Below are 10839 nucleotides of genomic sequence, written 5' to 3'. Positions count from 1 at the left end.
CATAAATCCGGCGTTATCCTGCTGCCTCCAAAAAAGACACATCTCGCTCTAAAAACAAAACCCCGCCTCTTAAAGACGGGGTTCGTCAGCAGTCTGAGGGGCTGGTTGCAGCCCCTTTTTTGTTATACGGCCTGTGAATGCCGGCCATGTTCCGGATCAAGATAGGTATCAAACGCCGCACAGACCGCCCGCACCAGCGGGCGGCCCATCTCACTCAGTTTAATGTAATTCGCCTGAACTTCGACAATGCCATCCTGGGTCATCACCTTGATGCGATCAAGTTCGGGCGCGAAACGATCTGCTGAAATGCCGTGACTTGTGCAAACCTCATCAAGGTTAACGGCAAGATTGCACATCAGTTCATTAATGATGTCGCGGCGCAATTTGTCGTCTGCGGTCAATGCGACACCTTTTTCTATGGCACATTTACCGTCTTCAACCGCGCGCTGCCAGTGGGCGAGTGCCGGATCGTTTTGGGCATAACCCTGCGGCAGCGATGAAATCGCAGATGGGCCAAACCCGATCAGGGCTTCGGCAAGGTCGGTGGTGTAGCCTTGGAAGTTACGGTGCAATTCACTACCGGCAAGGGCGTGTGCCATGCTGTCGGCCTGATGAGCAAAGTGATCAAGCCCGATGGCGACAAAGCCATGATCGCCAAGGCGGTTCTGGATTTCTTCGTATTGTGCCCAGCGTTCTTCGGTATTTGGCAGGGCCTCGGTCGGGATAAGCTGTTGGTGCTTTTTCATCCACGGCACATGGGCATAGCCAAACACCGACAGACGATCAGGGCAAAGTTCCACCGTCTGATCTACCGTTTCACGCAGGGTTTCAACCGTCTGGAACGGCAGACCATACATCAGATCGACATTGATGCCGTTAATTCCATGCGCACGCAGCTTGGCAATGACATTCTGGACAAGCTGCATGCTCTGGACGCGGTTGACGGCGATCTGGACCTGTTGGTTGAAATCCTGGATGCCGATGCTGGCCCGGTTAAAGCCGCATTCGACCATGGCTTCCATGAAGTCATCTGTTGCGGTGCGCGGATCCATTTCAATGGCGATTTCGGCATCATCAAGGATATGCAATCGGGCACGGATTGCCGCCATGATGGCACGCAGGTCTTCTGCCTTGAGGATGGTCGGGCTGCCGCCACCAAAATGAATATGCGAAACGCTGAAATTTTTGTCTGTTGGCAGTTTGCCAAGCGTGCCTTCGATCTCGGTCAGAAGGGCCGCGACATAGCCATTCACTGGCTTGTAGTTCTTGGTGATCTTGGTGTTGCAGCCGCAGAACCAGCACATTTCCTCGCAATAGGGGACATGCAGATAGAGCGACAGCGGTTGCTTGGGATCAAGATCACCCAGCCAGCCTTCAAACACCTTGCCGTCTACACCGGCATGGAAATGCGGCGCGGTCGGATAGCTGGTATAGCGCGGCAGTCGCAGGTCGTATTTTTCGTAAAGGGCAAGCTCCATGACGGACATCCCGATTAATTCGTTCTGTCCGTCTTTTGCATTATTCCAAATATGCAGGCCTTGATGTGCGTCAAGGGTTGGCGCTATTGCCCGGTCACAGATGCTTGAAAGCAGAAATCAGATCTGCACGCAGCGCCGCCAGTCGGTCGCGACCGGCATCTTCTTCGTAAGGGACGGCATCGCCAACACCCCAAACCGGTCCGGGCCAGGCGGGGTCATCCTTGAAACGCCCGATCACATGGCAATGAAGTTGCGGCACCATATTGCCCAGCATGGCGACATTGGTTTTGAACACGTCAAACCGGCTTTTGATCACCTTTGAGACGGCGGCAATTTCGTGACCAAGCGTAGTGCGGTCCTCGGTGGTCAGATCATCGTAGTCCACAAGATCAGGGCGTTTGGGGACAAGGATCAGCCAAGGGTAACGCGCATCATTCATCAAAAGCACATGCGACAGCGGTCCGTCGGTAACCAACGTGCAATCGGCGGCAAGCTGCGGATGAAGGGAAAAGGCGTTATTCATGTGGGACCTTTATCATCAGGACAACAGACCGTCCTTATAACGATAACACCCCGGCTTGTCTTGGCCCGTATGTGTCATTGATTGCATTGGTTTGTTTGCGCTTTCTTTCTGATGTTACTACTTGAAGCACGGGTTGGAACAATGGGCGGAACGGAGTGTCTCAAAATGTCTGATCGGAAACGTGTGGTCATTGTCGGGGCCGGATTTGGTGGCATGAGTGCCGCCAAGAAACTGGCGGGCAAGAATGTCGAAGTCATTCTGATCGACAAGCGCAACCATCACTTGTTTCAACCATTGCTGTATCAGGTGGCGACAGCCGATTTGTCCCCGGCCGAGATCGCCTGGCCAACCCGAAGCATTTTCAGCCATGCATCAAACGTGTCTGTTTTTATGGGCGAGGTTACCGGCATTGATCTGCCCAACCGGCGCGTCTTGTCTGGTGAACATCAGCTTGAATACGATTATTTGATCCTCGCGACCGGGGCGGTGACATCCTATTTCGGCAATGATCATTGGGCCGGGTTGGCATCGGGGCTCAAAAACATCACCGAGGCCACCAATATCCGCAAAAGACTGCTTCTGGCGTTTGAACAGGCCGAAAACAGCCAGGACGACGCGCAAAAACGCCGCCTGTTGAATTTTGTCGTTGTTGGCGGTGGGCCGACCGGGGTTGAAATGGCCGGGGCCATTGCGGAACTGGGCAAAAAGGCACTTTCCGATGATTTCCGCCGAATTGATCCACGCGATGCCCGCGTCATTCTGGTCGAGGCCAGTGACAGATTGCTTGGCGCATTTCCGCAAAGCCTTTCTGACTATACCCGTCAGGCACTCGAAAGTCTTGGTGTCGAGGTGCGCCTTGGTACCCCGGTTTCAGATATCACGAAACAGGGCGTTCAGATCGGCGAAGAATTTATTCCAGCGGCCAATGTCATCTGGGGGGCAGGTGTTCAGGTGCTCGATCTTAAGGATTGGACACAAAAACCGGCTGATCGCGGTGGTCGGATCCTGGTTGAACCCGACCTTTCGATTCCCGATCATGACAATGTTTTTGTCATTGGCGATGCTGCCCATATTCCGTGGGGCGATGGCGGGACTGTACCGGGCATTGCCCCGGCGGCAAAACAGCAAGGCAAATATGTTGCCGGGCGCATTCTTGATGCCATGGCCGGCACGAAAACCCCGGCATTTAAATATCGCCATGCGGGCAACCTTGCGACCATCGGCCGCCATCGTGCAGTGATTGATCTGAACGGGTTCAAGTTGAAAGGCTGGCTTGCGTGGTGGTTCTGGGGGCTTGCACATATCTATTTCCTGATCGGCATGCGTGCGCCGGCACTGGTGATGGTGCAATGGGTTTGGAGTTACCTGTTTCGTAAAAAAGGCGCGCGCCTCATCACGGGTGAAGACAAGGATAACGCGAGTGCCGTGGTGCCCGCGGTAAGACACGAAGCCAGATGATAACCTAAGTGACTTGCCGACCGGGCAGGGGGAGTGCCCCTTGCCCGGTCAGTGTTCGCTATCGAGTGGTTCTGGTGTTGTATTTCGTGATCAGATTCTCTGCGATTGTGATCGTTTCGGTTTCGGCCATGGTGATGGACCGTTCCGTGCGATCATCGCCGAATTCATCATATTCAATGGCAGCACCATACTGATCGGTGATCCCGATATATTGAAGCGGGGTGAAAAGTCCCCCTTCGACAAAATTCAGATGCGCAACCCGGCCACCGGGGTCATAGCCGTAATCCCCGCGAGACGATAAAACGACGATCGATTTGTCGCCGTTCACCATCGGCCAATAAGGTACGCCGTCTCGCGAACGATCAAACCCGAATGTTTTGCCGACACGTACGATGTTATCGACCCATGCCTTCATCTGGGCGGGCATGCCGAAATTATACATCGGAACGCCCGCAACAATAATATCGGCAGAAAGTAACTCATCGACCAGAAGGTCACTTTCTTTCAGGACATCATGCATCCAGTCTTCGCGGTCTTCCGGTTGGGTGAAGGCAGCGTGTATCCAGTCACCACTTGCCGGCGCAGGGGGATGGGCGCCAACATCGCGATAAATGATTTCATCCTGTGGGCGCGCGTTGTGCCAGTGTTCGATGAACTTGGCGGTCAGACGTCGGCTGTGTGATCCGTGGCTTTTCTGATCGGAACGGCCGGGGCGGGCGCTGCTATCGATATGAAGAAGTCTGGTCATCGAGGGATTCCTTATGATGATTTAAATTCACCTTTGATTGAGGGGTGCTCCAGACTTGTTACCTTTTGCCATTTAAGGCAAAATCGAATTCATCATGATACAGATGAGCTGAATTCATCCATATGTCTTTACCGCCCCTTGCAGCCCTGCGCGCGTTCGAAGCTGCTGCGCGCCATCAGAGTTTTAAAAAAGCCGCGGCCGAGATTGCCGTTACACCGACCGCAATCAGTCATCAGGTACGTCTTCTTGAGGAAACTCTTGGCGTGCGCCTGTTTGATCGCAGGCCAAGACAGGTGGTGTTAACCCAGGCCGGACAGGAACTTTATCCGGTGCTTCGTGATGGCTTTGTGTCTTTTGCAAATGCAATTGACCGTATAGGTCAGCGCAAGGCATTACGAAATCTGACTGTTTCGGTTGTTCCATATTTTGCGGCCAAATGGTTGCTGCCGCGTTTGCCGGATTTCCAGAAACGTCATCCGGATATTCATCTGCATTTACATACGTCGATCGAGGCAGTCGATCTTGCCAGCGGGACTGTCGATGCCGCCATCCGCTATGGCCCGGGTCCCTATCATGGACTTGTATCGCAACCGATGTTTCGCGAGAAGTTCGTGCCACTTTGCAGTCCGATGCTGGGTATTCGCAGCTTTGATGATTTGTGCAACACGACATTGCTGCATCTTGATTGGTTGAATTCGGATGATGCGACCCCGACTTGGCCGCGCTGGGCTGCGGTTCATGGGATCAAGGAGCTTAATACATCAGGCGGGATCAGTTTTTCCGATGATACCCACGCCATTCAAGCGGCAATTGCCGGGCAGGGCGTGGTTCTTGCCAGTTCCGTTCTGACCCGTGATGAAATCAGTTCCGGTCTTTTGACTGCGCCATTTGACCAGCACCTTGACGGTCACACCTATCATTTAGTGCATACCGGCCGGGGGAATAACCGGGCAGAGGCAGCAGTTTTCGGCGACTGGGCTGCATCTGAAGTCGTGAAATCACAGGCCACATCGGAAAATCCACCGAATGATGATTGACCTTGTCTGACGCATGGGAAACCATACCAACCCGTTTCCTCTCGCCCTTCAGGTGTAATATGCCCCGCTTTGCTGCCAATCTGTCTTTTCTGTTCGCCGAACTTCCATTTGAAAAGCGCTTCGCTGCGGCGGCGGATGCGGGCTTTGTCGGGGTGGAATATATCGGCGCCTATGACATGCCGATGTCTACGGTCAAATCGCTTTTGGACGACAATGGACTGGAACAGGTTCTGTTTAACCTGCCTGCGGGAAACTGGGAGGCAGGCGACCGTGGCCTTGCCTGTCGACCGGGGCGTGAGGATGCCTTTCGTGATTCCGTTGTCACCGCACTTGATTATGCCGCTGCAACCAACTGCAAGATGCTTCATTGTATGGCCGGTGTGAAAGGGGCAGGCGAAGATCCCGGTGAACTCGCACGTCTTTATTGCGACAATCTTCTTTATGCCGCCGACCTTGCCGATCAGGTGGGTGTTGATATCCTGATCGAACCGATCAATCCGCTTGATATGCCGGGATATTTGCTGAACTCAGTCGAACAGGCGGCCGTGATTCTGGAACAGCTTGAACACCCGCGCCTGAAACTGCAATTCGATATTTATCATGCCCAGATTGTTGGCGGAAATATCGCTGCACGGCTGGATAAACATATCGACAGCATCGCCCATGTGCAGGTCGCGGGCGCACCGGGCCGCCATGAACCCGACAGTGGGGAGCTGAACTATCCGTTCCTGTTCTATATGCTCGATCGCATCGGCTATGACGGCTGGATCGGGTGCGAATACAAACCCCACGCCAAGACCGAAGATGGTCTTGGCTGGGTTCGGCCATGGATGCCACAGCCCGGTGTCTGAGTGCGTGTATCCTATGTGTCCTATTCGATCAGGATGGCACGGAAATCATTCACATTGGTCAATGTCGGGCCGGTGATCAGCAGATCATCAATTTTGGCAAAGGCGCTATAGGCATCGTTATTGGCAAGATATTCCCAAAGATCGACACCCGCCTTCTGTGCCGTTTTCCAGCTTGTTGCATCAATGATCGCACCGGCATTGTCTTCGCTGCCATCAATGCCGTCGGTATCAATCGCAAGCGCACTGAAGCCTGCCTGATCGCGTAACTGCAACAAAAGCGACAGCAAAAATTCGCTGTTGCGCCCGCCACGACCACCTTTGCCGCGCACGGTGACGGTTGTTTCACCACCTGAAAGCAGCACGCAGGGTTTTGCCGCAGGTTGACCATGATTGGCGACCTGATGGGCAATCCCGGCATGCATGATGGCGACCTCGCGGGATTCGCCTTCAATCGCATCGCCCAAAATAACCGGATTAAGCCCCATCTCGCGGGCAACCTTGGCCGCAGCCTCAAGACTGTCTTGCGGGCGGGCCAGCATGACGGTTTCATGGCCGTCAAAACAGGGATCATCGGGCTTGATCGTTTCATCTTCGGCACTGCGCAGAAGGTCGTCGGCGGCTTTGGGGATGTCGATCCGATAATGGCGAAGGATATCAAGCGCGTCCTGACCGGTTGTCGGGTCGGCAACCGTCGGGCCAGATGCAATAATCGCCGGGTCGTCGCCCGGAACATCCGATACAAGATAGGTCACAATCCGTGCAGGCGCGCAGGCCTTGGCAAGGCGTCCCCCCTTGATCGCCGAAAGATGTTTGCGCACACAGTTCATTTCCGAAATGGTCGCGCCACTGCGCAGCAACGCCTTGCTGATTGCCTGCTTGTCTTCAAGGGTCAGACCCGGGCCGGGCAGCGCCAAAAGGGCCGATCCACCCCCGGAAATCATGCAAACCACAAGATCATCCGGACCGGCATTTTTGACGACATCCAGAATACGTTTCGCGGCCTCTTCGCCTGCCGCATCGGGTACGGGGTGGGACGCCTCGACAATTTCGATTTTGTCGCAGGCAACGGCATGGCCATAACGGGTCACAACCAGACCTTCGATATCGCCATCCCAGGCCTGTTCAAAGGCGCGCGCCATATTGGCCGACGCCTTGCCCGCGCCAATAACGATGGTCTTGCCTTTTGGCGGGGATGGCAGGTTGCGCGGGATTTGTACACCCGGGTCAGCAGCCTTAAGGGCCGCATCCATCAAAGCCAGAAGTTTTTCGCGCGAGGTCGTCATTTTGAGGTTCCCTGAGTAAATTATTTGATGTCGGCCATTATGGTTTTGCGATCACGTCGCTTGTTTGTCCGAGGCCGTTTTAAAGAAATCAATCACCGCCTGAAGATGGTTGGACATGGCTTTTTCGGCCGCGTCCGGGTCATGGGCAGCAATCGCTTCGATGATGTCGCGGTGGTGATCTTGCACCATGCGATCAAACGATGGACCGGTCATGTTGTTGAACCGGATTTCGGTCAGTGCGGCTTGCAATACGTCATGAAGCATCTTCATCACGTGATAATAAATGATCGATCCGCTCGCGCGGCCAATCATCATATGCAGACGATGGTCATCATCGGCACGGTATTTCGCCGCACGCCTTGGGTCATGGGCCTGTCGAAAGGCCATGCGCAACAATTTGATGTCTTCGTCGCTGGCATTGATTGCGGCCCGCCGTGCCGCCCAGGTTTCAAGGGTGCCACGGATTTCCTGCAAGTCGCGCAAGTTCGTAATCGAATCGCGAACCAGATCGGTCATGGCTGTATCCATGTCGATGCCGGTTGACGACAGAATTTCCGTACCACCACCCTGAACCGCGCGCAGGTAACCACGCGTTTTCAGTTTTTGCAGGGCTGCACGCACAGAAACGCGACTGACCGACATGCTTTCGGCAAGCTGGCGTTCCCCGGGCAGGCGGTCACCTGGCAGGAATATGCCGTCAGATATCTTTTCAAGAATTTGATCAGCAACCTGGTCGGCAATCCTTTTGGGCCGTTTGGGTTCCTGATCGTCCAATGCCTGATGTGACTTGCCAGACGGCATGTTTGGGTGTCTCCAATCGCATTTTTCTGTGCCATTCCAATCAAACCAACCGGGCATGAGCCCGGATCATCCTTCGAATGGTCATACCAGTTTAAGGGATGTTTGGGGCGGACGCAAAGTGTCGATATGTTGTGCGGTGCTTATGACAGGGCAATCTTGTCTTGATGGTGATTAATTGATAGTTCAACAAGGGCCGGTTGGCGCACCGACGGGCCTTTAACCCTTTTGGCCTTCTGTCATGTGATCGCCCCCGGTTTTGCCAAGCGATCGCTTGGCTGACCTGCCGCCTAAGATCATCGAATTTCAGGAGAATACGCGTGCCGAACCAAGCAGGGGCCCTTTTGGGCCATGATGATCCCGCCCCGTTTGAGGTTTTGAACAAAAACGGCAAGGGGCATTCGCTTTTTGTTTGCGATCATGCATCGCGTGAAATCCCCAAAAAGCTGGGAACGCTTGGTCTGCCCGAAGAAGAGCGCAAACGTCATATCGGCTGGGACATCGGTGCCCGCAAAGTGACGGAAATTCTTGTTGATCGCTTTGATTGCCCTGCGGTTCTGGGGGGCTATTCCCGTTTGGTGATTGATTGCAACCGCCAACTTTGGGACCCGACCGGGATGCCCGAAGTTGCCGATCAGACCGTGGTGCCAGGCAACCGGAACATCTCGCCGACAGAGCATATGGACCGTATCCGCGAGATTTTTTTGCCCTATCACTGGGCCATCGAAGAACAGATTGCCCGCTTCCATGCCCATAAAATTGCCCCGGCCCTGATCGCCATTCACAGCTTTACACCAGTGTTCCAGGATTTCGAACGTCCTTGGGAAATTGGCGTTTTATGGGATAAGGATGACCGTATCCCTTTGGCGTTGATGGAAACCTTGCGCACACAAAACCCGGATTTGACCATTGGCGACAATGAACCCTATTCCGGGCGTCAATTGGCCGATTACACCATTGATCATCATGGCGAAGCCGCCGGTCTGCCCTGTGTGTCGATTGAAATTCGTCAGGATCTGATTGATACTGATGAAGGATGCGTGAAATGGGCGAAGATCCTGGGCGATGCCTTCGTTGATATTCTCGCTGATCCGAACCTTTATAAAATCAGGAGAGACTGATTTGGCAGGGGCCAAGGCGCGCGAACCGGGATTTTCCATTGGCATCGAAGAAGAATTCTGGCTTGTGGATCGCGAAACCCGCGACCTGGCAACCGATCCGCCTGCCGATTTCCTCAAAGACGCCAAGGCCAAATTGGGGGATCAGGTATCATCCGAATTCATGCGCTGTCAGATCGAAACCGGAACTCAGGTCTGCAACAGTGCCGCAGAGGCCCGCGAGCAACTTATTCATATGCGCACCACGCTTTCCGAGGTGGCAGCAAAATATGACATGGCGCTTCTGGCGGCATCGACACATCCCTTTGCCCAATGGGACAATCAAAAACATACTGACGGCGAACGCTATAACACCATCGCGCGCGATTTGCGCACGGTGGTGGACCGGCTGCTTATTTGCGGCATGCATGTTCATGTCGGGATCGAAGATGATGACCTTCGCATCGAACTGATGGCACAGGCCAGCTACTTCCTGCCACATCTTCTGGCGCTTACGACCAGCTCGCCGTTCTGGCGTGGCAAGGAGACGGGGCTTCAGACCTTCAGGCTTTCGGTGTTTGATAATCTGCCGCGCACCGGCCTTCCCGAAGTTTTCGGGTCGTGGGCGGAATATCGCCGCCATGTGGACATGTTGATTGATGCAGGTGTGATCGATGATGGCACCAAGCTTTGGTGGGACTTGCGGCCCTCGGATCGCTGGCCGACCCTTGAGATGCGCATTGCCGATGTTTGTACCGATCTTGAGGATGCGGTTTGTGTGGCGTCCATCACGCGGTGCCTGATGCGGATGTTGTATCGTTTACGGCGCAACAATCAGCGCTGGCGGATTTATGCGAATATGCTGGTGCGTGAAAACCGCTGGCGGGCGTGCCGTTATGGCAGCGACCCCGGCGAGAAGGCCGGGCTGATTGATTTCGGCCGGAGCGAGATTGTCCCCTATGCCGATTTGCTCGAAGAAATTCTTGGGCTGATCCGCCCCGATGCCGAATTTTTTGACTGTGTGGCCGAAGTCGAACATGCACGCAAAATCGTCAGTCGAGGCACCAGTGCCCGACGGCAGCGCGAAACATACGACAGGGCAGTTGAAAACGGGGCCAGTTCAAAGGATGCATTGATCATGGTTGCTGATCAACTGATCGAAGAAACACAGCCCAAGGCAAAGTCTGATACCTAACGACTCTTGTCAGCGCGGAATGCATTGAGTATCGTCGCGCCGAAATGGGTTTGGGCCCTGTAAATTTCGCGCACCGGATATCCGCTGTGCAATCCATCATCGGAGAAGAATTGATGACCGAAGTCGGTGGTATCGCAGCCGATCAGCTTGCGAGCTATGTTGAGCGTATCGAACGCCTTGAAGAAGAAAAAGCCAACCTGATGGCTGACATCAAGGAAGTCTATGGCGAAGCCAAGGCGCTTGGCTATGACGTCAAAATCCTGCGCCAGATCATTCGTCTGCGCAAAATGGAAGACCACGAGCGCACCGAACAGGAAGAAATTCTAGAGGTCTACAAACGTGCTCTTGGCATGAATTGATCGCCCATCACT

At 54.2% G+C, this 10839-nt stretch carries 11 protein-coding genes; 6 read left to right on the top strand and 5 right to left on the bottom strand.

The annotated features are described in order from the left end of the window. Positions 1-122 precede the first annotated feature (122 nt). Together hemN and JF44_RS0102775 are read right to left on the bottom strand one after the other, a co-directional pair. Positions 123-1478: an oxygen-independent coproporphyrinogen III oxidase gene (hemN, locus tag JF44_RS0102780; protein WP_033067405.1), complete on the bottom strand. Its 1356-nt coding sequence runs from the start codon at positions 1476-1478 to the stop codon at positions 123-125. A gap of 94 nt (positions 1479-1572) precedes the next feature. Beyond that, complete coding sequence (locus JF44_RS0102775) at positions 1573-2001, bottom strand: HIT domain-containing protein (RefSeq protein ID WP_033067404.1); 429 nt, start codon at positions 1999-2001, stop codon at positions 1573-1575. 165 nt (positions 2002-2166) lie between these two features. Here JF44_RS0102775 and JF44_RS0102770 point away from each other — a divergent pair, with 165 nt between their 5' ends. Further along, entirely contained in the window at positions 2167-3459 is a 1293-nt protein-coding gene (locus tag JF44_RS0102770) for an NAD(P)/FAD-dependent oxidoreductase (RefSeq protein ID WP_033067403.1), read from the top strand. A 58-nt stretch (positions 3460-3517) separates the two neighbouring features. On the opposite strand, the gene JF44_RS0102765 is transcribed toward JF44_RS0102770, so the two are convergent. Then, positions 3518-4207 carry an FMN-dependent NADH-azoreductase gene (locus JF44_RS0102765; protein ID WP_033067402.1) on the bottom strand — a complete coding sequence of 230 codons (690 nt, stop codon included), beginning with the start codon at positions 4205-4207 and terminating at the stop codon, positions 3518-3520. 122 nt (positions 4208-4329) lie between these two features. Here JF44_RS0102765 and gcvA point away from each other — a divergent pair, with 122 nt between their 5' ends. Together gcvA and otnI are read left to right on the top strand one after the other, a co-directional pair. Beyond that, positions 4330-5244, top strand: coding sequence for a transcriptional regulator GcvA (gene gcvA / locus JF44_RS0102760; RefSeq protein WP_052065394.1), 915 nt, complete (start codon positions 4330-4332; stop codon positions 5242-5244). Positions 5245-5303: 59 nt separating this feature from the next. Continuing rightward, positions 5304-6095 carry a 2-oxo-tetronate isomerase gene (otnI, locus tag JF44_RS0102755; protein ID WP_033067401.1) on the top strand — a complete coding sequence of 264 codons (792 nt, stop codon included), beginning with the start codon at positions 5304-5306 and terminating at the stop codon, positions 6093-6095. Positions 6096-6115: 20 nt separating this feature from the next. On the opposite strand, the gene JF44_RS0102750 is transcribed toward otnI, so the two are convergent. Then, positions 6116-7378 (bottom strand): glycerate kinase type-2 family protein, encoded by a 1263-nt coding sequence (locus JF44_RS0102750; RefSeq protein WP_033067400.1) that lies wholly within the window; start codon positions 7376-7378, stop codon positions 6116-6118. 51 nt (positions 7379-7429) lie between these two features. Further along, positions 7430-8179, bottom strand: a complete 750-nt coding sequence (locus tag JF44_RS0102745) for a FadR/GntR family transcriptional regulator (RefSeq protein ID WP_033067399.1) — start codon at positions 8177-8179, stop codon at positions 7430-7432. A 317-nt stretch (positions 8180-8496) separates the two neighbouring features. Between JF44_RS0102745 and JF44_RS0102740 the strand changes: the two genes are divergently transcribed. The 3 genes from JF44_RS0102740 to JF44_RS0102730 all read left to right on the top strand — a co-directional run bounded on the left by JF44_RS0102740 (position 8497) and on the right by JF44_RS0102730 (position 10827). Continuing rightward, positions 8497-9297, top strand: coding sequence for an N-formylglutamate amidohydrolase (locus JF44_RS0102740; RefSeq protein ID WP_033067398.1), 801 nt, complete (start codon positions 8497-8499; stop codon positions 9295-9297). Position 9298: 1 nt separating this feature from the next. Continuing rightward, the gene (locus JF44_RS0102735; RefSeq protein ID WP_033067397.1) at positions 9299-10468 is read left to right on the top strand and encodes a carboxylate-amine ligase; all 1170 of its coding nucleotides are present in this window, start codon (positions 9299-9301) and stop codon (positions 10466-10468) included. A 113-nt stretch (positions 10469-10581) separates the two neighbouring features. Then, positions 10582-10827, top strand: a complete 246-nt coding sequence (locus JF44_RS0102730; RefSeq protein ID WP_033067447.1) for a DUF2312 domain-containing protein — start codon at positions 10582-10584, stop codon at positions 10825-10827. The last annotated feature ends 12 nt before the right edge of the window (positions 10828-10839 follow it).

This window comes from Thalassospira australica (genome assembly GCF_000763295.1).
Taxonomy (GTDB): Bacteria; Pseudomonadota; Alphaproteobacteria; order Rhodospirillales; family Thalassospiraceae; genus Thalassospira; species Thalassospira australica.
This window is presented reverse-complemented; position numbering and strand designations above follow the sequence as displayed.

Excerpts from the sequence above, each read along its gene's own strand:
- hemN (WP_033067405.1), bottom strand. The coding sequence starts at position 1,478 with ATGGAGCTTGCCCTTTACGAAAAATACGACCTGCGACTGCCGCGCTAT.
- JF44_RS0102775 (WP_033067404.1), bottom strand. The coding sequence starts at position 2,001 with ATGAATAACGCCTTTTCCCTTCATCCGCAGCTTGCCGCCGATTGCACG.
- JF44_RS0102770 (WP_033067403.1), top strand. The coding sequence starts at position 2,167 with ATGTCTGATCGGAAACGTGTGGTCATTGTCGGGGCCGGATTTGGTGGC.
- JF44_RS0102765 (WP_033067402.1), bottom strand. The coding sequence starts at position 4,207 with ATGACCAGACTTCTTCATATCGATAGCAGCGCCCGCCCCGGCCGTTCC.
- gcvA (WP_052065394.1), top strand. The coding sequence starts at position 4,330 with ATGTCTTTACCGCCCCTTGCAGCCCTGCGCGCGTTCGAAGCTGCTGCG.
- otnI (WP_033067401.1), top strand. The coding sequence starts at position 5,304 with ATGCCCCGCTTTGCTGCCAATCTGTCTTTTCTGTTCGCCGAACTTCCA.
- JF44_RS0102750 (WP_033067400.1), bottom strand. The coding sequence starts at position 7,378 with ATGACGACCTCGCGCGAAAAACTTCTGGCTTTGATGGATGCGGCCCTT.
- JF44_RS0102745 (WP_033067399.1), bottom strand. The coding sequence starts at position 8,179 with ATGCCGTCTGGCAAGTCACATCAGGCATTGGACGATCAGGAACCCAAA.
- JF44_RS0102730 (WP_033067447.1), top strand. The coding sequence starts at position 10,582 with ATGACCGAAGTCGGTGGTATCGCAGCCGATCAGCTTGCGAGCTATGTT.